This is a genomic window from Ureibacillus thermosphaericus (genome assembly GCF_012396605.1).
Taxonomy (GTDB): domain Bacteria; phylum Bacillota; class Bacilli; order Bacillales_A; family Planococcaceae; genus Ureibacillus; species Ureibacillus thermosphaericus.
Window position 1 is genome coordinate 1 of sequence record NZ_JAAXPW010000036.1, and the last position, 20,355, is coordinate 20,355.

The 20,355-nt window shown below is 39.7% G+C and carries 22 protein-coding genes; 2 read left to right on the forward strand and 20 right to left on the reverse strand.

What is annotated here, in order from left to right; genetic code table 11:
- The first annotated feature begins 166 nt into the window (after window positions 1-166).
- Both HF990_RS12380 and HF990_RS12385 read left to right on the forward strand, forming a co-directional pair.
- On the forward strand, window positions 167-625 hold the full coding sequence (locus tag HF990_RS12380) for a hypothetical protein (protein WP_168412707.1): 459 nt from the start codon (window positions 167-169) through the stop codon (window positions 623-625).
- A 47-nt stretch (window positions 626-672) separates the two neighbouring features.
- Window positions 673-1,242 (forward strand): hypothetical protein, encoded by a 570-nt coding sequence (locus tag HF990_RS12385; protein ID WP_016839623.1) that lies wholly within the window; start codon window positions 673-675, stop codon window positions 1,240-1,242.
- Between the two features lie 609 nt (window positions 1,243-1,851).
- On the opposite strand, the gene HF990_RS12390 is transcribed toward HF990_RS12385, so the two are convergent.
- The 20 genes from HF990_RS12390 to prpB all read right to left on the reverse strand — a co-directional run bounded on the left by HF990_RS12390 (window position 1,852) and on the right by prpB (window position 20,353).
- Window positions 1,852-2,499, reverse strand: a complete 648-nt coding sequence (locus HF990_RS12390; RefSeq protein ID WP_247595888.1) for an ABC transporter ATP-binding protein — start codon at window positions 2,497-2,499, stop codon at window positions 1,852-1,854.
- Window positions 2,462-3,445, reverse strand: a complete 984-nt coding sequence (locus HF990_RS12395; protein ID WP_168412708.1) for an oligopeptide/dipeptide ABC transporter ATP-binding protein — start codon at window positions 3,443-3,445, stop codon at window positions 2,462-2,464. The genes HF990_RS12390 and HF990_RS12395 overlap by 38 nt, the downstream gene beginning before the upstream one ends.
- A gap of 15 nt (window positions 3,446-3,460) precedes the next feature.
- The gene (locus HF990_RS12400; protein WP_168412709.1) at window positions 3,461-4,297 is read right to left on the reverse strand and encodes an ABC transporter permease; all 837 of its coding nucleotides are present in this window, start codon (window positions 4,295-4,297) and stop codon (window positions 3,461-3,463) included.
- Window positions 4,294-5,277 (reverse strand): ABC transporter permease, encoded by a 984-nt coding sequence (locus tag HF990_RS12405; protein ID WP_409373620.1) that lies wholly within the window; start codon window positions 5,275-5,277, stop codon window positions 4,294-4,296. Before HF990_RS12405 ends, HF990_RS12400 begins: the two co-directional genes overlap by 4 nt.
- A gap of 32 nt (window positions 5,278-5,309) precedes the next feature.
- On the reverse strand, window positions 5,310-6,788 hold the full coding sequence (locus HF990_RS12410) for an ABC transporter substrate-binding protein (protein ID WP_311733646.1): 1,479 nt from the start codon (window positions 6,786-6,788) through the stop codon (window positions 5,310-5,312).
- 132 nt (window positions 6,789-6,920) lie between these two features.
- The gene (hypF, locus tag HF990_RS12415; protein ID WP_168412712.1) at window positions 6,921-8,906 is read right to left on the reverse strand and encodes a carbamoyltransferase HypF; all 1,986 of its coding nucleotides are present in this window, start codon (window positions 8,904-8,906) and stop codon (window positions 6,921-6,923) included.
- A 29-nt stretch (window positions 8,907-8,935) separates the two neighbouring features.
- Entirely contained in the window at window positions 8,936-9,961 is a 1,026-nt protein-coding gene (gene hypE, locus HF990_RS12420; RefSeq protein WP_096550101.1) for a hydrogenase expression/formation protein HypE, read from the reverse strand.
- A gap of 30 nt (window positions 9,962-9,991) precedes the next feature.
- The gene (gene hypD / locus HF990_RS12425) at window positions 9,992-11,107 is read right to left on the reverse strand and encodes a hydrogenase formation protein HypD (RefSeq protein WP_232019894.1); all 1,116 of its coding nucleotides are present in this window, start codon (window positions 11,105-11,107) and stop codon (window positions 9,992-9,994) included.
- A 23-nt stretch (window positions 11,108-11,130) separates the two neighbouring features.
- The gene (locus HF990_RS12430; protein WP_096550100.1) at window positions 11,131-11,394 is read right to left on the reverse strand and encodes a HypC/HybG/HupF family hydrogenase formation chaperone; all 264 of its coding nucleotides are present in this window, start codon (window positions 11,392-11,394) and stop codon (window positions 11,131-11,133) included.
- Window positions 11,363-12,268 (reverse strand): NifU family protein, encoded by a 906-nt coding sequence (locus HF990_RS12435; protein ID WP_232019893.1) that lies wholly within the window; start codon window positions 12,266-12,268, stop codon window positions 11,363-11,365. Before HF990_RS12435 ends, HF990_RS12430 begins: the two co-directional genes overlap by 32 nt.
- 5 nt (window positions 12,269-12,273) lie before the next feature.
- A complete protein-coding gene (locus HF990_RS12440) occupies window positions 12,274-12,648 on the reverse strand; it encodes a hypothetical protein (RefSeq protein WP_096550099.1) in 375 nt (124 codons plus the stop codon).
- A gap of 13 nt (window positions 12,649-12,661) precedes the next feature.
- Complete coding sequence (locus HF990_RS12445) at window positions 12,662-13,873, reverse strand: tetratricopeptide repeat protein (protein WP_096550098.1); 1,212 nt, start codon at window positions 13,871-13,873, stop codon at window positions 12,662-12,664.
- 143 nt (window positions 13,874-14,016) lie between these two features.
- Window positions 14,017-14,304: a hydrogenase maturation protease gene (locus HF990_RS12450; RefSeq protein ID WP_096550097.1), complete on the reverse strand. Its 288-nt coding sequence runs from the start codon at window positions 14,302-14,304 to the stop codon at window positions 14,017-14,019.
- Window positions 14,285-14,761: a hydrogenase maturation protease gene (locus tag HF990_RS12455; protein ID WP_168412713.1), complete on the reverse strand. Its 477-nt coding sequence runs from the start codon at window positions 14,759-14,761 to the stop codon at window positions 14,285-14,287. Before HF990_RS12455 ends, HF990_RS12450 begins: the two co-directional genes overlap by 20 nt.
- A gap of 99 nt (window positions 14,762-14,860) precedes the next feature.
- Window positions 14,861-16,465 carry a nickel-dependent hydrogenase large subunit gene (locus tag HF990_RS12460; RefSeq protein WP_096550095.1) on the reverse strand — a complete coding sequence of 535 codons (1,605 nt, stop codon included), beginning with the start codon at window positions 16,463-16,465 and terminating at the stop codon, window positions 14,861-14,863.
- A 37-nt stretch (window positions 16,466-16,502) separates the two neighbouring features.
- Window positions 16,503-17,474: a hydrogenase small subunit gene (locus tag HF990_RS12465; RefSeq protein WP_168412714.1), complete on the reverse strand. Its 972-nt coding sequence runs from the start codon at window positions 17,472-17,474 to the stop codon at window positions 16,503-16,505.
- 7 nt (window positions 17,475-17,481) lie between these two features.
- Entirely contained in the window at window positions 17,482-18,174 is a 693-nt protein-coding gene (gene hypB / locus HF990_RS12470) for a hydrogenase nickel incorporation protein HypB (RefSeq protein WP_210730816.1), read from the reverse strand.
- Between the two features lie 2 nt (window positions 18,175-18,176).
- Complete coding sequence (gene hypA, locus HF990_RS12475; RefSeq protein WP_096550093.1) at window positions 18,177-18,521, reverse strand: hydrogenase maturation nickel metallochaperone HypA; 345 nt, start codon at window positions 18,519-18,521, stop codon at window positions 18,177-18,179.
- A complete protein-coding gene (locus tag HF990_RS12480; protein ID WP_096550092.1) occupies window positions 18,514-19,032 on the reverse strand; it encodes a helical membrane plugin domain-containing protein in 519 nt (172 codons plus the stop codon). The genes hypA and HF990_RS12480 overlap by 8 nt, the downstream gene beginning before the upstream one ends.
- A gap of 412 nt (window positions 19,033-19,444) precedes the next feature.
- A complete protein-coding gene (gene prpB, locus HF990_RS12485) occupies window positions 19,445-20,353 on the reverse strand; it encodes a methylisocitrate lyase (protein ID WP_096550090.1) in 909 nt (302 codons plus the stop codon).
- Window positions 20,354-20,355 lie beyond the last annotated feature (2 nt).

Genomic DNA, 20,355 nt, shown 5'->3' on the forward strand with positions numbered 1-20,355 from the left:
GCACAAGTCATAGGTTATAGTAAAAAAATGGATGTTTACTACCCTCGCTTAGGTGTTTTCGTTTTTTCTCTAAAGTCCAGAAAAAATAAAACTGAAAATTCAGACATCATTTATGCGACGGTAGTGATATTTTTCAGTTTTAATATTATTAGTATCAAACATTCCAATGGTTAATGCTCAGGAAAATAATAACTTAGAAAAGGAATCTTTCATAGTAAACGAAAAAGAGTTCTTAGTTGAAACGGATAACTCAGTACAGCCTGCTGCTTTACCATTACTTGTAGTACCAGCAATTGCTATCTCTGATTATGTTTGGGCAGCAGCAGGATTAACTGTAGCAGCTGGAGTTTATCAATTATGGTTGAAAGAACCAACTTTAGTTGAAAATATTAATATAGCATACAAAGCAATTCCAAAAAAACTATTAAATAATGATGGTTATGTAGATTTGGGTAAATTTACCGATAAAGTAAATGGGAAAACTGCCTATAAAGATCCAAAAACGGGATGGCAAATAGATAAAGATACAGCAGGACATGGAGGTAGAAAATGGAAACTAAAAGATAATAAAGGAAATACTGTTGCTTCATTAGATGAAAAAGGAAAAATATTGAATAGATATTAAGATAGAAAAGTGGTGTTTATTATAAATTGAAAGAGAACTATAATAATATGACATATAAAGAAATAATTGCTTCATTTAATCTTTCAATTCCATTTGATAGTGATGGATTTATTAATGAAGAAGAGCTTTTCAATTTATATCCAGAAAATTTTGTATTGATAGATCGTTTTCCAATGATAATTAATAAAACTATGGAATGGTTTTCTCCACTAGATGTTTTTTTTACTCGAAAAGAGCAAACAGTAAATGAATATTTTGAAGTTGAAAGAAAATATATCAATACTTTAACAATATTGTCCTGCTATAGTCCGTTATGGGTACAAAGCTCTTTTTACTTCTCAAAAAGATTACCAGATTACCTCTCTGAGGAAGAAAGAAATTACCTTATAAAAATTAAGGATTATCTATTCATTCAAGTTAATACCCCCATAGAATTAGCATGTCTCTTAAAACTGAGCCTTAGAGGGTATGAACAAACTATAATCTATTTACCAGAATTAAAGGTGATTGCTTGGGTAAATGAATTAATAGTTTCTCTATATTATCAAGATGAAAAATCTAGAAAGCTTATTGAGATGATTACTACAACTGAAGGATTATATTTAAGAAAAAAATAAGTATTATTTATTATTTGAACTATTTTTTAAATGCCATCTAACCTATTTTCATATATAATTGCAGAGGCAGCTGCCCAGAAAGTGAAATGGTCCCTATTAAATAAATAGATAAAAAATCATCTCTCATTAATAGATGGCTTTTTATTATGACTCTTCAATATGTGGTGTTGGTGAGAAAAACCAGCACCAATTTTTTGTAAAAAGGAAGGGACTGTCCAGAAAGTCAATCACTTTCTGAACAGCCTTACTTCTTATAGTAATATTCTCTTAAAAACTTTGCTCCTGCGGTGGTTACAAAACGCGCCTCCCCGTCGCAATTTATCTGCGGCAAAAACTCTAGCGACAGCCGCAATTTATCTGCGGCGAAAGCATGTGCGACAGCCGCAATTTATCTGCGGCGAAAGCATAATGCGACAGCCGCAATTTATCTGCGGCGAAAGCATATGCGACAGCCGCAATTTATCTGCGGCGAAAGCATAATGCGACAGCCGCAATTTATCTGCGGCGAAAGCATATGCGACAGCCGCAATTTATCTGCGGCGAAAGCATATGCGACAGCCGCAATTTATCTGCGGCGAAAGCATATGCGACAGCCGCAAAGGGGGCGTCTCAAAATGACTTTTCAGACGCCCCCTTTAATTGATTAAAATCAATGATGCGATCGCTAATTCTTTCCAGCAAGGAAATGTGGTGACTGATGGCCAATACTCCGATATTCCGCTCTTTTACAAGCCGAATGAGAGCATGCCATATTTGCGCCTGTGTAATGGCGTCGAACATGCTGGTAATTTCATCGGCAATAATATACCGGGTATCGGGATGAAAGGCGCGGGCAATGCAAAACCTTTGCAGCTCGCCGCCAGAAAGTTCGTGAGCTCTGCGATTGAGCCACTCCTCTTTAATGCCAAGGATAGAGGGGATATCTTGATCCAATTCTTTTGCTTCTTCAAATATTTTGGAAAGCTTCCATTTAGGATTGATAGCCTGTTCAGGATGCTGCCAAATCAACTGCACTGGGTACACTTCTGAATGATTGCTCTTTTCACCATCCACTAGAACTTCCCCTTCCGTAGGAGAAAGATAGTTTGCCATGATTTTTGCAAGGGTCGTTTTCCCAGATCCGCTTTTTCCGTATATGCCGATAATTTCTCCCCGTTCAATGGATAAATGGATGTTTCGAAACAGCCAATTTGAACGATTGTAATAAAAACCTATATTTTTACATTCCAGCATAAAAGCACCTAACCATTTCGTCATGACTAATCTCTTTTAATAACGGCTTTTCTATTTTGCATTTTTTCGTTGCTTTCGGACATTGCTTTGCAAAGGAACAACCAGTCAATTTTTCAGTAGCGGAAGGTTGGGTGCTATCAATGGCGATAAACCCGTTTTGCGGCAATGCATTCCACAATGCTCTGGAATAGGGGTGACGGAATTTCCCGCCTTTTTTCAAATGTTTTTTGTCAACCACTTCAACGGTTTCCCCCGCATAGAACACGGCTATTTTATCGGCTACTTTCATTGCCGCTTCTAAATCATGGGTAATCATGATTACTCCCTTGTTGTCCTTTTCCAACATTTTTATTTGGAATAACATTTCATCTATTGATTCATAATCCAGTCCATTCGTTGGTTCATCTGCAATGATTAACTTCGCTTCACTCGCCAACGCCATGGCAATAAAAATTTTTCGAATCATCCCTCCTGAACATGCGGAAGGAATTTGATCATAAACATCTGGGTCCAGCCCTACCTTTTGGAAAATTTGCTTCACCGCTTTTTGATGATTGTTTTGTTTCATTAATGTTTTTACTTGTTTTCCAACTTTCATTAAAGGGTCTAAGGCATTGGTCATTTGTGGAATCAACAGAATATCATTGCCCCGAAGCCGTTTTCTTCGTTTCTCCGTCAACAGTTCGTTTTCGTATTTTATCATCCCATCAACAATTGAATTCTTCGGATGAATTCCTAAAATGGCGTCCGCTAACAAACTTTTGCCTGACCCACTGGCACCTACAATTGCCACTACTTCTCCATGATGAATCTTTAAATGAAAGTCTCGAATAACATATAAACGTTCCCTTGTCCATCCTTTGCCAAATCGTTCAATGGTGAGGGATAAATTTTTTACTTCCAGCAAAAGATTGTTTTGTATTTTTTCTAGTTCTTCCTGTGTTTCATGATTCAATTCATAAACATGCATGAATGAAATCCTTTCTTAATTTGGATTCAACAGTTTTCTCAAGTTATTGCCCAACGCATCAAATATCACGACCATCCCAAACAATGAAAGACCAGGAAAAACAACAAGCCACCACATGCCCATTGTTAAATATTTCATCGCCTCTGATAATATTATGCCGATAGCGGGCTGTTCCGGCGATAATCCAAACCCTAAGAAAGTAATGGCGGATTCATGCAATATGGCATGCGGAAACAACAAGATAAAGCCAACAAACAATTGGGGCGCTAGCTGCGGCAAGTAGTGATGCCGGATAATCCACATGCGGGATTTTCCCAATTTCTTAGATATATGTACATATTCCGATGATTTGATTTGCAAGATTTCCGCCCGTAACACCCTCGTCAGCGAAGGCCAATGGGTAAATGCAATCCCAATCACAATGCCTTTTACTCCCCCTCCTAGCACGAAAGCAATTAAAATTAAAGCGACGAGGTGGGGAATGCTTAAAAACAAATCGATAAGCATCGTGACAAGCGAATCAAAAAATTTATTGATCGATGAAAGCAAGCTTAATGTCAATGCAATCACTGTACTTATAACAGCTGCGAATAATCCTACCTTCCAACTTAAATGAAGCCCCAAAAGCGTTCGAAAAAACATATCGCGACCTAGCCAATCTGTCCCAAAAGGATGATCCAAGGAAGGGCTAAGATGCTTTTCACCCATATTTGCTTCGATCTGTTCTTCCCCAATCCAAAAACCACTAAGGGCAACTAGCAAAAAGAGGCATACAAGTCCGATGATTTTCCATAAGATTCGTCTTTTATAATTGGTACTGTCAAAATCAATAGAAAGATACTGATTTTTCATATCGTTTCACCATTTTTCATCCGTACATCGATGAGGTAATACAACAAATCGGCCAATAAATTGCCGATAAACACAAACAACGTACTAAATACAACGATTCCCAGCAACAGGGGAACATCACTATTCATTCCTGCTTGAACGATGGCTTGTCCCAAACCCGGATAAGAAAATACTTGTTCAGCTAAAATGGCCCCTCCAAACAATTCTCCAAATGAGGCAAAGTGCACAGAAATGGCAGGGAATAACGTATTTCGCAAACCATGTCTGGCAAAAAGCCGGAAACCTTCTTCCCCCTTTGACCGGGCAAATCGGATAAATTCACTCTCGAGAACGTCCATCACTTTTTGCCTTGTATGAAGGGTGATATTGGAAACGCCAATAATACTTAATGTCAAAGCAGGGAGAATGATATGTTTTAACCAATCCCATACCGTTACTTCTTCAGCCAACATTCCAATAGGCAGGCTTAAACCAATAGGAAACCAACCGAGCCACAAGGAAAAGACAATTAATAATAATATGCCTATCCAAAAGGCAGGTGTTGAAGCGAGGATGAAACAAAAGGATTTAATGGCTTTATCTATCATCGTTCCTTTATTCATCCCTGCAATGACTCCTAATGCATAACCAAAAATTCCAGAGATTATCCATGAAATTGCCATTAATACAAAAGAGGCCAGAAATCTTTCTTGTATTACAGCGATTACCTCTTGCCTGTATAAGAGGGAAGTGCCCAAATCCCCATGCAAAAACATATTCAACCAATTAAGAAATTGCTGTGTTTTTGATTCATCGACACCAAAATATTCAGCAAGTCGTTCCTTTTGCTCTTCGCTGACCACCATCATCTCCGCCCCGAGATAGGATTGGATGGGATCGACAGGCGAGAAGCTGACGAGTATGAAAGAGAACAAGACAACGGCAAATAGCAATATGGCAAATTTCAATGTGCGCAATAGAATAAATTTTCCTATATTCAAGAGTTGCAATGCCCTCTACCTTCTTTCCATACTCACTCTTCCCATGTCCAATCTGCAATAAATTCCGTTATCGGCCATCCGTGTCCATGGGGTTGTATCTTCTGTTCGCCTATATTCAAATGTTCATTCACAAAATATAAGTGCTGAAGATTCACCAACCAAACCCATGGAGCATCGCCCAAAGCAGAAAAGCCCGTTTCTCCATCCCATTGGGCTTTTTTCCAATATTCATTAGCTTCCTCCGGCGTTATAGCATGAATAGCCTGGTCCATATATTGGTCGACTTTTTTGTTCGAATAATAGTTAGCATTGGAATAGCCTTGGCCACGGTATTTGCTATGGTACAGGTGGTAAATTTCAATCGGGTCATGGCTTCCCCATCCCATAACGACTGGCGTTGAATGCATAACTTCCTCGATTTCGCTCCAGCTTTTGCCTTCCGTGTTGACCTCAATGCCGATTTCTTTGGCCATTTGTTTAAATGCAATGGCCAACGATTGGCGCGTTTGGTCACTGGCGGGATATACCAATGTAAAACTTGCCTTCTCTCCGTCTTTTTCAAAAATTCCATCCGCGTTTTTCCGCCATCCGGCATCCATTAAAATTTGTTCTGCCGCTTCTATATCCCCATCTTCAAAAACGGTCTCTTCATTCCACCATGGCAGTTTGTCCGCTACCGAAAAAGCAGGAGTGCCGAATCCTTCAAGAACATCTTCCACTAGCTTGTCCCTGTCAATGCAGATATTCAGCGCTTTTCGAATGGCCAGATCCGATGTAACCTCATGCCCAATTTCAATTCCTTTTTCAGCATCGTATCCCGGTTTTACGAAAGGCAGCATAATCCCCCGGTTATCTACACTATCCAAGGCGATTAACTTCATTCCAGAAATGGATTCTTTCGCTAAGTTTGGCGGAACGGATACAATATCCACCTGTCCCGCTTTTGCCGCTAAAAATGCGGCATCCTGGGATAAAAAGAGGAATGTTAATTTCTTAAAAGGAGATTTTTTTCCGTAATAATAAGGATTCTCCTCGACAATCAGCTGCTGCCCTTTATCCCATTGCACTAACTTATATGGTCCAGAGCCAATTGGATTTTCCCGATAGTTTTCAGAATAGGCATGTTTCGGCACAATTCCTAGCATTGTTAATGTGTATAAAAAGGTCGATTGGGGTCTTTCTAAAACAAATTTCACTGTTTGGGCATCAAGTTTTTCAATCTTTTTTAAGTTTTGTAAGTCCACCACTGATTGGCTGTTTTTGGCCGTTTCAAAGGTAAATATCACATCCTCGATTGTCAGCGGCTCACCGTCGGAAAACTTCACATCATCGCGAATTTTTACAGTCCACTCCAATCCATCTTCACTCACGCTATAGTCCACGGCCAAATCCGGCTGCACATTGAAATTTCGGTCCAGTGTAAGCAAGGTGCTTTGAAACAATGGGGAACCGTACCGCCCCCATCCAGTCGTTGGATCAAATCCATCGGTCGGTTCTGAGCCGATTGCCAATACTAAACTATCTTTTTTCTTGTCTGTTTCTGAGTCAGAAGCTTGGGATGCGCATGCAACCAGCAGGAAACATGCGAAAATCAGCACTGATAAAAGTAGGAATCGATTATTAACCTTCATAGTGCTCACCTTTTATTCAATGATTGTTGCTGAAAGAATGGCTGCTTGTCCCAAACTGATGCAGTTATCGCCCAATGGAACTTCATCATCATATAAAATTTCAATCTTTGAACCTTCCAATAAATCGAAAATGTCGGAAACCAGCAGACTATTATGGAACACCCCGCCGGACAATACGGCGTAATTCGTATCATATTCTTCACAAAGGAACTGAATCACATCCACAACCGCCTGGGCCAAACTGCGATGGAATCCCCTTGCAATCACTGATGGTGATTGGCCTTTCAGCTTTGATTGAATCATTTCTTCAAATAATGGGCGATAGTCTAATTCTTCACCCGTCCAAGGGAATGTGTAGACTTCTTCCACTTTGGATTGGCTGGCAAAATACTCCAATGCTATAGCCGCTTCCCCTTCAAAGGAGTTGTCCAAATGGAAACCTAGTAATGCCGCCACCGCATCATATAACCTGCCTACAGACGTTGTCGGAAATGTCCGAATATTTTTTTCCTTAATTTTCAGCGCTTTCGGGAACGGATCCGGAAGATGCAGCCGATCAAACAAGTCTTTGTCAAAATCCCCAATAAATCCAGCTAATGCTTGAAGCGGATATGTTGCTGCGGCATCTCCGCCAATTAAAGATGCTTTTCTTAAATGGCCGCGCCGCGTAAATCCTTCCTGTACGCTTCCAACAAAGATTTCACCGCCCCAAATTTCTCCATCTTCACCAAATCCAGCACCGTCAAAAACAATGCCAACAACCCGTTCGGACAGTTTATTTTTCAATGCCAATATAGAGGCCAAATGGGCTTTATGATGTTGAACGGCGATATGTCGATAGCCTTCTAAATTTTGGGCAAATTTAGTCGTAAAGTATTCCGGATGCAAATCATAACCGATGATGGTTTCGCTCAAGTCCACCCCATGGATGGCCAAATAATCCTTCACTGTCCGTTCAAACTTCAACTGTGTGCCATATTTCGTCATGTCACCAAGATGGTGGCTCATAACGACTTTCTGGTCTTTTAACAGCGTAATGGTGCTCTTTAAATCTGCACCTACCGTTAAAATCGGGCGGGAAGAAGGCAACGTGATATCCAACAAATTGTTATAGCCCCGGGATCTTCTAAATAGAACTGCTCCAAATTTTGTCACTTTTAAAACCGTATCGTCAACGCTGCGCTCAATTTCACGTTCTCCTATTAATGTTGCACATTGAAAATCCTCTACTAATCTCGTTAATTGATCTTCTTTATGAATAGTAGGTTCTCCTGGATAATTGGCGCTTGTCATCACGATATAGCGGGGTGCTCCAAAATGGAAAAGCAAATGCTGCAATCCTGTATAAGGCACCATAAGGCCAATATCCGTATTATTTGGCGCCACGATGGAACTCAATTCTTCACTTTTTGATTTTGCAAGCAGAATAGGTCGCTTTTTCGATAACAAAATGGCTTCTTCTTTTTCGGATAAATGGACAATCTCCTTGGCCGCTTCTAAATCTTTGACCATAATGGCAAAGGATTTTCTTGGACGGCCTAATTTATCCCTCATTACCTGTACTGCATTTCTATTAAAGGCATCGCAAACTAAATGATAGCCTCCATTGTTTTTTACAAGAAGGATTTCCCCGGCATTCAATAGTTCAGCGACCCGACGAAACATCTCTTCGCCTTCATAGCGCTCTCCGTTTTCAGATAGGTAATAGTTTGGTCCGCATTGTGGGCAGCAATTTAATTCTGCGTGGTACCGGCGGTTTTGCGGATTTTCATATTCTTCTTTACAGGAAGGGCACATTTCCCAATCCGCCATGGTTGTATTTTGGCGTTCAAATGGAACATTTTTCATTAACGCATATCTTGGACCACAATTAGGGCAGCCGATATATGGATATAAATAACGTTTACTTTCCGGGTCAAACAATTCTTTTAAACAATCATCGCAAATAGCAGTATCAGGTAAAAAAGTATAGGTCATTGTACGATATGGCGTTGTCATTTTTATTCCTCTCTTTCTAGGAAAGATTGCTAACATATCCGTGGGAGCGGATCACCGACTAACATATCAATCGCACGCGTTCCTCCATAGGAAGAGCGGGAAAGGACAATATGGCGGTCGCTTTCAAACACTTCTCCAATGATGGCTGCCTGTTCTCCACCTGGAACTTGTTGAATGGCTTTTAATGCGGTATCGGCATATTCCTCACTAACAACAGCAATGAATTGTCCTTCGTTTGCTATATGCATAGGATCAAGACCTAGTATTTCACAAGCGCCGCGAACTTCTGGATTCACTAGGATGGCTTCTTCTTCAAGCATGATTGCCACTTTTGCATCTCTTGCTAGTTCATTTAAAGCCGTCGCCATTCCTCCACGGGTTGGATCTCGCATCCATTTTAATCCCGGTGCTGCAGCATCAATCAGTTTCGAAACAAAGGGCCAAACTGCACGGGTATCTGTTTTGATATTTGCCTCTAAGTCAAGTTCTCCCCGGGCAAAGAGAATGGTGATGCCATGATCTCCAATAGGCCCTGAGAGAATGATTTTGTCTCCTTGCTTCACCCTGCCTGCTGATAAATTGACTCTTGAATCCACCAAACCAATGCCTGCTGTTGTAATAAACAGCTTGTCCGCTTTTTGATGTTCGACCACTTTTGTATCGCCGCCTACAATGGCCACATTTGCTTTTTCCGCCGCTTCATGCATGGCTTTTATTTCAGCTTCCAATATTTCTGTTTCCAGACCTGCTTCGATGATGAAAGTTGTCACAATTGCCAGTGGTTTCGCACCGCCCATTGCAAGATCATTTACCGTTCCATTGATTGCTAGCTCACCAATGGAACCTCCTGGAAATCTCAATGGATTCACTACAAAACTATCTGCTGTAAAAGCAATTTGGGCTTGATCGATTTGGACATAGGCCGCATCATTTAATTCACTAACATTTAAATATGGCGCTAATAGTCCCTCAATTAACCTCCTGCTTGCCTTCCCGCCGGCTCCATGGGCTAGTTGAATGGTTGGTTCTCTAAATGCGATTTTCTCTTTCAGCATGGCAACGACTCCTTTTTCCTTGATAAAATGTTATAAGCTCATGGTTGAATAGAGATGATTGTAATAAGTTGCACACGCCCCTTCAGAAGAAACCATGAGAGCGCCGACAGGATTGTCTGGCGTGCATACTTTTCCAAACAATTTGCATTGATTTGGCTTGAGCATTCCTTTTAACACCTCGCCGCATTGGGCATCTTTATTTTCTTCAATCGTGATTTTTTCAACATTAAATTGCACTTCTGCGTCCCATTTAGAAAATTCTGGCTTTAGCTTCAATGCAGAATTTTGAATCGCTCCTAATCCGCGCCATTCGAATGCTGGACGGTCTTCAAACACTTGATTCATGATTTCGAGCGCAGAAACATTGCCTCCTTCCATCACAACCCGCTTATATTGAATTTCCACTTTGGATTCCCCGTTTTTCAATTGTTTGATTAACATTAAAATGGACTGTAATAAATCCAACGGTTCAAATCCAGAAATCACAACCGGCTTCTTATATTCTTTTGCAATAGTTTCATAAGGGTGGGCGCCAATGACGACTGATGCATGCCCCGGTCCTATAAAACCATCAATCCTCATATTAGGCTGATCTAAGATGGATTTTAAAACAGGTACGATTTTTACATGGTTGGAATAGACGAAAAAGTTGTCGATATCCAATTCTTTTGCCTTTAACACCGTAATGGCCGTAGAAGGCGCCGTCGTTTCAAAACCGATTGCGAATAATATTACTTTTTTATCTGGATTTTTCATGGCAATGTTTAATGCATCAAGAGGGGAATAAATCATCCGCACATCTGTACCCATCGCTTTGTAGTTTAAAGGCGAGCCTTTTTTTCCGGGCACTCGCATCACATCCCCAAAAGCTGTAAAAATCACATCCGAATTTTTGGATGCAATCTCCAATCCTTCATCCACACGACCTGGAGGAAGAACACAAACAGGACAACCTGGTCCATGTATAAACTCAATATTTTTCGGCAATAATTCTTGTAAACCGAAATGGAAAATGGAATAGGTATGCCCCCCGCATGCTTCCATAATACGGAAATGGTCATCCGGCTCGATGATTCGCTCAATTTCATCTAAAGTTTTTCGGATGAGTTCAGGATTGCGAAATTCATCCACAAATCGCATTTTCATGTTTATCCCCCAATCATATCCACTTATTCAAATTGATAGCCTTTCACTTCTGCTAATGCTTCCTGTTCTTCTCCAATTTCCGCTAACAGCTGTAATTGCTCTTTCGCTTGTTCTTCACTAATTTTATTCATTGCAAAACCGACGTGGATTAACACCCAGTCATCTACTTGCACATTTTCGTGTTTGATTAAACTGATGTTGACTTTACGTCTAACACCTGAAACATCAATCATCGCCAAATTGTCATCCAAAAGCTCAATGATTTTTCCTGGAATCGCTAAGCACATCTACAATCCCCCCATTCCCGGTTCTAATCCACACTTTTTGATTTTCTATTCGGACAGGAAACGGTTCTAATTGAATATATGGGACAGTTATACATTCCCCATTGGTTAAGTCAAAGCGAAACGTTTCGTCATGCCCGATTAAAAACATATTTCCTTCTTGCTCAACTGCCTCTTGTGTAAAAGGGGTTCCTTTATGAGGGCATCGATTTCGGTAAGCCATTACTTTGTTATCAATAATAATGAGCAACACATCTATGCCATCAATCGTGATGTAATAGGGTTTATTCTCTTGAAGCTCTTTGATATTTGGCCCTTCTCTCCAACCTGATTCTAATAAGCTCCTCTCGTCCACTTGTTGATGAAATGGCATAAAGCCCGGAGATAACTCGTTCACCATCTCAACTCTTTCAATTTCCGGAACCCGAGTTTTGATGACTTCTTCCACTCCACTTTTTAATGTCACCGCCGATAAGGAACACCCCGAACAAGCTCCTTGCATTCGTACATAGACCACATTGTCTTCTATTTTCTCTAATTCAATATTGCCGCCGTGGGAGTTTAAATAAGGCCGAATCTCTTCCATAACCGCTGCGACTTTTGTATATAAGTTTTGTTTAATAATTCCATGCAATAAAAGCATCGTATAGACAGAAGGGTCTTCAATCGCCTCCATCATCAACCTTTTTCCTTCATCCGTTGAGCGCACAATTTTGACTAGCTTTCTTAGGGCATCTTCATGAAAAGCTTCAATGGCTTTTTTTAACTCCATGATTTTTTTCAGTTGATAGTCCGTAAAATCCATGTCCCGTATCTCTCTTAAAATTTGATCGATCCGCCCTGTCAAATCCTCTACACTTCTCGATGGTGTTTTCAAAAGGTTCACCCCCCAAAAGCTACATGCTGTTCAAGCAATTCCTCTGCCTTTTGTTTTAACAGCTCCCCAAACACTTCTTTTGCCATCTTCTTGATAATTTCTTCCACCGTTAACGCTTGTTGAGGCAATAATTCTAAGTTATAACGCCTTTTTGATAATGCTTGCAAGATAAAACAAGAACCAGCAGTATTATCAAGTAAAAATTCCTCAAAAAAAGCATTGATGAATTTATCCAGCCATATCCCGTTGCCATAAGGGTCTGTACGCAGCAGGCGCAAAGCTTTTTCTGCACCTTCCGACCGTTGAACGGCCCGCTCTACCAATCGCTCTGTTGCTATTTGCAGCAATGTATTAAAATATTGTTTTTCATAATCGCTCACTAGCTTCCCCCCGCTACTGTTTGGAAAGTTCTTCTTGTTTCATCCTGATTTCCTGCAACATATCCTCCACAACTTTTGCAGATTCCTTATCACCAAGCTCTTTAAAAATTTGTTTTGCTTCGGTTAGTTTTGGAACCGCGCTGGAGAACGCGCCCAGATGAGAGAGGGCTGTACCTTGATTTGCGACAAGCCGTGCATAGCCATGAGGATCTGTTTCCTTCCTGCGCACTTTTAACACATCTTCATAAAGCGCCACAGCTTCCCATAAGTTATCTTCAATGTGGGAAGACTTAGCATATTGCAATGCATTGGCTAAATTAATTGTTGCACTGCACCATAAATCCCTATGGCTCTCTTTATCCAGATAACGCAATGCTTCCCGAAGAGACTGAATCGCCATTGCATTTTTTAATTGATAATTATGGGCATTGGGCGGCATCGCTATATAAGACAAAGCTAAATTCATATGAATCATGGCGTAGTTTTCAGGATATTGATCTTTCCTGAACGTTTTTAATGCTTTGTTATAGCATTTGATGGATTCCTGATAATAGGTTTTATTGCCATCTGCTAATTCCTGATAAGCTGTTCCTAGCTGAAAAGTCAATTCTGCACGCATATCTTCAAAAGGCGATTGTTCGATTAGTTTTAATGCTGTTTTATATAACTCAATTAACTGCTTGTCTACCATTCCTAATGATTGTTTCGTTGAAGCCGCTTCACTTAGCAGCCTTGCTGAAAAAATCGGTGAAATATCCTGGACAGCTTGAGCAGCTTCTTCTAATAGTTCAATTCCTTTTATCCAGTTGTTCTGTTGAAAAGCATCATACGCATGGGTTGCTAAAATGAAAGCGCGAATTTCGCCAACTGTTTTGTCATCATAGCAGGGAGGTTCTTGTTTCATATTGAAACGCCAGGCAACTGCATCTAAAAGCAAAAGCAAATCTTCTTCCAACATGGATTTTGCTTTTTCGTAATATTCTTTCTCTGGATATAAAATAAATCGATTAAAATGGCTTTCCGGTGTTTCAGGCAATAACTCCTCTACTCTCTCAACCGGTTCTCCTTCAATTGCAGCTAAAAAAAATTGCCATTCTTTCGGACAAGGTTTTGGCATAAAACCTTGCAGTAAAGAAGGCATAATGGTATCCGCATGATCAATGGGAGGCAATAAAAAGAATCCTGCTGTACCTGGAAATACACCAATTGGCTGACGTTTTAACATTTTGACACTCCCCTTCCATCCAATCCACTACAAAATTTCGCTTATCAATAAGTGGGGGGATCTCGGGTATTCCCGTTCCAATGACGGGAAATTGTCCGAGCATACCCTCAAAGATTTTCTATGCCAAAAAACATCGGGCAATCTTACGTTATATAAAGTGGTATCCGAAGCGCCAATGCTTCTTCATCCCACTGGACGTCACGCATACCATAGTCCACATCTTCCGGCAAAAGTTCGGAAAGCAATACAGAACGATCTCCTTTGGCATTGCGATATTTTAAAATTAACCCGCCAGCTCCTACATAATTCACTGGCATGATCAGCAGTTCTTTTCCTTTCAAAAGGGCGATCACTGCCCCAGTCGTAAAATACTGTTGTGCAATTTCTGCAGGGATATGTAAATAGCCACTCTCAGTTATTTGACACTTCAATTTCTTCACCTGATACTTTCCGAATGATTTTTTTGGCTAGTTTGTTTACACTTTCATCCACTGCTGGCGAAAGCCCCGTACCGTAAGATAAATCCTGAGCTTCAATTAAATAGACCGTTACTTTTTTTGGAAAGTCATTTTTCAAAAGCCATTTTCCCATGGCAATGGCATGATTCCAGCGAAAATCATGCAAGTTGATATTCTCTAACGGCGTTTCCTCCACTTCCTCACCGGGTATTTCAAACACCGTCCCCGGTTCAGCTCCTGTTGTGCAAGCATCAATAATGATCAATTCTTCAGCTTTTCCGATTTGGAATACGACATCCATTCCCGCCGTTCCTCCATCCGCTAAGCGCACATGCGAAGGAACGCCTAAATCCCATAATTTTCGTATTAAAATCGGACCAGCTCCATCGTCTTTTCGAATCAAATTACCGCAGCCTATAATTGTAATCATGCTGTCCCCCATTAATGATTACTTTTATGAATAAATTAGAGGGCTTATGAGAAAAGTGCCCTCTAATAGTTTTGTTTGCATTTAATGCATCTCTAACTTTTAAAAATTCGTTACACGATACTTTGCTAATTGTTTATTCGTTTTTGCATCATATGCATGGACTGTACATACAAGGCACGAGTCGTAGCCTTGTGCAATATGTGCCAGCTCGATTGGATCTTCCGGATTTTTAATTGGTGTGCCGATTAATGCCGTTTCGATTGGTCCTCTTTGGCCAAAGCGGTCACGTGGTCCAATATTCCATGCAGTCGGTGTAATAATTTGATACTTTTCAATTTTTCCGTCCTTCACTTGAATCCAATCGGCTAAAAATCCTCGCGCTGCTTCCGTTGCTCCAAAACCTCGTCCTTCAATTAATTCGCCTGGTTTTATATAGAATTTCTCATTCAAGTCAATTTGCTTTAACCAATTTTGTACATAACGAATATATTTTGGTGCTTCATGGAATCGAGCTAACACGCGAACCATCACGCTTGGTCCAATTTCTTTTACAATGTTGTAAATCAATGGATCATAATCTTGCCAATCTTCCGCGCCTTCCCGAGCAACCATCAATTGTCTTGCAAGCGGTCCAACTTCTAACGGCGTCTCTTCTCCGTTATCCAATAAATAGCGTGGAGCTTTTGCAAACGTATATTTTCCTTGTTTTAGCCCTTCTTCTGGATCAAGTGGATTTGTAAATCCTTCAAATGGATGGTATGAACCCGTTCCTTCATAGAAGGAATGTGTGTGATCTTCGCGAACTCGGGCTTGGTCAAAATCATAGAAATTCTCACCATCGTATACACCAGAACGGGCAATCAATGCACTATTTCTTGATTCAATTGTTGGATGCATAAATTTCTCAGGATGCGGGAAACTTCCAGCAGCCAAATATTTGCCTGGTCCAGCTCCATATTTATCTAATCCGATTTCTTGGCTGTAACGAATAAACAATCCTAAATCGGATTCATAATGCTCTTCTTTTTCTTCCAACCACTCAAGCACATCGGACCAAGTTTTGTTTTGGAGCCATCTTTCCATTGAACAGCCAAGTAAAACATCTTCCAGCCAATTTTTCCGGAAATATTCCAAAATGGAGATGGAACGTGTCACATCTGATAAAGTCGGAGCACACATAACCCCACCAGGAATCATAAAGCTGGAATGTGGCCATTGCCCTCCAAATATTGCATAAATTTCCACCGGCTTTGCTGAAAGAATGACTCCTTTTTCATAGTTCACTCCAACAAACGGTGCCCATCTTCTCGTTACCTCTTCATATAAGGAAGAAGATTGATAGTTTTTATGCGTTAACCCAATGGCAAACAATGCGTAGAACCATCGTGGAATACTTTGAAGTGTTTCCACCGCTTGTGCGATATTTCTTATCAAAGTGGCATTTGGTGGCACTTCAGTATGAAATGCCGTATCCAACGCATAGGCAGATTTTGTCAAGTGGCTTCCGCCGCAAATTCCGCAAATTCTTGGCGTCATGATGAGGCCAGCTTGAGGGTCTTTTCCAATTAATATTTTTTCGAATCCCCTAAACATTGTCGCTTCTGTCCAAGCATCTACCACCACACCATCTTCAATTTTTACTTTGACGTCTAAATCCCCTTCTACACGACCTAACGAAGGTACCTTAATTGTTTGCTGTGCCAAATTCTCCCCTCCTTAATTTTTACAACCCTTCCAATTATCACGGTACAAACATATCTTCTTTTGCCCATTTAGGCGCTACTGTGCGCGCGATGGCAGCATGCGTTGAATAGCTTAGTGAATCCATACCTGTAGGCACTTCTTTTGGAATTGTTCCCAAGATTTTTTGCGTTTTAAATACAGTTCCCGGCGCAAGATCAAAGAATGGGAATTGCGGCTCTGTACATCCGATGCACGGCATGCCTGCTCTTGTCTTAGAAGATTGTCGGTTCCATAAAATGCGGTTACAAGATGAACGAGTCATTGGACCGCGGCAGCCTTGTTCGTAAAAGAGGCAGCCTTTTCTCGTTCCTTGACCAAACTCTTCCACCGGTTCTTTATATTCATAATATTGAACGCGTGTACAGCCGGTTTGCGTAAAGGTTTTAAAGAATGTTTCAGGGCGGTGATATTCATCCAGTGTAATATCAGAAGTTCTGCCCGTTGCAATCGCTACAAGTATTTGCGTTACCCAGTCCGGATGGGCAGGGCAGCCTGGAATGTTGATTACCGGCAAACCTGCTTTGGAACGGAACTCTGATGTTAAAAAGCCGCCTGGTTTATCTTTAAAGAATTGCAATCCCGTTGATTCGGATGGATTCGGGCTTGTTGCTGGAATTCCACCCCAACATGCACAATCACCAATAGACACAACAAATTTGGCTTTATGGGCTAAATCATAAATCCAATCTTTTTTAGGGCGTTCAAATAACGTATCGAAGCGGCCTGTTCCATTCGGACCTTGAATGACGGTGCCTTCCACTACTAAAATGTCTAATTCCGTACGTTCTTCAATGATGTCGTCTAAAATTTCTTTCACCTGGTTTCCAAATTCCATTGAAACTGAATGATGATAAAGAATATTGATGCCAAAGTCCGTTACTAAATCAATCACGGTAGGTTCATCTGCATTTAAAAATGATTGTGTGTTTCCATTGCAGGCTCCTCCATGAATCCAAAAGACATTTACCATTACCTCTTCACACCTCCATTTTTTTAAAAGCTTTCATTTTTTCTTCTATTAAGAAATCAATCCATTGATCAATTCCCATATCTTTTTTTGCTGATACTTCAAAAACTTTCATATTCGGTCTAGATTGATAGATGGATTGATAAAATGATTCTTTATTAAAATCCACCGCTTCTAGCAAATCTATTTTTGTAAGAATGGCAATGTCGGCGCTGTTGACGATTGTCGGATATTTTTCGGGTTTATCTTCGCCTTCCGTTGTAGAGAATAAGACAACCCGTAAATTTTCACCTAAGTCATAACTGGAAGGGCAAACTAAATTTCCAACATTTTCAATAAATAAAAAATCCAGCTGATTTAGATCCCAATTTTTTATGGAATCTTCGATCATTTGGGCTTCCAGATGACAAACTGTTCCTGTTGTTATTTGTTTTACTTTTGCTCCGCTTTGTTCTAGGCGATGGGCATCATTCTCTGTTGCCAAATCTCCTACTAAAGCTGCCACATTAAATTTTTGGCTAAGCCGTGCCAATACTTCCGTCAGCAATGTTGTTTTTCCGGAACCAGGGCTTGAAACTATATTGACAACGTAAACTTGCTTTTCTTGGAAGCGCTTTCTTAATTCTCGAGCTAAAATATCATTTTTCTTCAACACATTCTCTCTTATTTTAACGATGCGAGGCTGCTCAATAGCTTGGCTCAATATTAACCACCTACTAGTTCATATAATTCGATTTCTTTTCCCTCTAAAATCTGATCCGTTCCAATGCTGCATTTCGGGCATTTGACTGGAACTGGCTTCTTTAGCACATACTCTTTTTCACATTGTGGACAATAGATTTTTAATGGAATTTCATCAATAATTAAGCGGGCTCCTTCAATGATGGTTCCTTCTGTTGCAATATCAAAAGAAAACTCCAATGCTTCTTTGACTACACCAGAAAATACCCCTAACTTTAAGCGAAGGGCTTCCACTTTTTTTAAATGATTTTGTTCTGCAGTCTCTACTGCTAATTGCACTAGACTATATGCAATAGACAGTTCATGCATTCTTAAGCTCCTTTGAAAATATTTTTGCGAAGTTCAAAACAAAATGGATAGCAGGTTGTATTTCTGGATTTGTCAGTTCTTTCAACAATACAAAAATGCCGGAGCTGCCTGAAACATTGTAATTTTCTTTGGAAGCAGCTTCTGATACAGAACTGCATAAATTGCTTACTAATTTAAGCGTTCTTTCATTCAGTAATGTTTCTTCAATTTTCTTGAATTCTTCAGTGTTAATTAGATTTTGAATACGCATTAAAGTATCGACGCTTTTTTTCAAATTACTAATGAAATTGTTTTTTGGTAATTCCTCTCGCAAAGCCAAAATTAACCTGTTAATAGAATCCGCCATCTCTGGACTGCGGGAAATAAATTGCTCAATGACGCTAAACAATTCGTTAAATTTTTCCAGATTATCAAGCAGGGTAATTAATTGGGCAATGGTCTCTGGCTCTGACAGCTTATTCATTAAAACAGCTTCACTATTCATTGTTACCACATTGTTTTGGCTGCTCAATTTTCCACCTCCTCTTTTGCTAGCTTATGAATCTATGAAAAAAATTTAATTGAACACACGTTTTTTTCAAAATAACCTTTTTGGAGAACCGAATTTATATTAATATAAAGAATTGAAGTAATCTTCTGAAAATTAAATTTAACTAATACATAACATAATCTCCTTATTTTTGTCAAATGCATTTTTTCCTAAAGTTTCCTAAAATATTTTGTTTTTTAAATATTATTTCTAATTTCAATATATATATCTAGAGGCTTATTCATGCATATAGAGGTTATAGAAAAACACTGTTTTCTTCTTTTAGCCAAGTTTTTGAACAAATAAAAAAACCTGCGAATTATACAAGTTGTACAATTCACAGGCTTCATCTTATTTGAACTTCTTTCTAAAACACACCAAATTTTTCTATCTCTTATTGTTTATCGGAAAGAATAGTTTTTGAGATGGTTTGGTCCAATTCTTCAAATTTATAGTAAGATATTGTCTCGTAAAGTTCACTGCGCAATTGCATATTGTTTAGAGCATCAATCTGTGTTCCCGTATTTTTTATCAATTTAAATACATTTTCATAGGCTTTTGCAGCAACTCTTAAAGATGTTACAGGATAAATAACCATACTATATCCCATATTTTTAAATTGTTCGGCTGTATAATATGGCGTCCTTCCAAATTCAGTCATGTTTGCTAATAACGGAACTTTAATAGTTTCTTTAAATTTTATAAAATCCTTTTTGTCTTCTAGCGCTTCTGGAAAAATTGCATCTGCACCTGCTTCTATATATAATTCAGCGCGTTTCACAGCTGAATCCAAGCCTTCTACAGCAAAAGCGTCCGTTCTCGCAACAATATACAATGATGGTGCCACTTTTTTAATTGTATGAATTTTTTGCGCCATTTCTTCAGCTGTAACTAGCTTTTTGCCATTTAAATGGCCGCATTTTTTTGGCAAGTCTTGATCTTCAATTTGAATTGCGGCTACGCCTGCTTCTACCATTTCAACAGCGGTTCTAGCTACGTTTAATATCCCGCCAAACCCTGTATCGATATCTACAAGTAAAGGCAATTGAGTAGCACGAATAATTTCTTTTGCGCGATTTACTACTTCATCTAATGTAACGATTCCTAAATCAGGCAATCCTTTTGAAGCAGTTAATGCGGCTCCGGAAAGATACAGAGCTTTAAAACCTACTTGTTTAGCAATTAGCCCTGCCATTGCATCATGTGCACCAGGAATTTGCAAAATACTTTCCTGAATCACTAATTCTTTAAAATTCTCGTAAAGTTGTTGTTGGGTTAAGGGCTGATCAATAATCCAAGGCATAT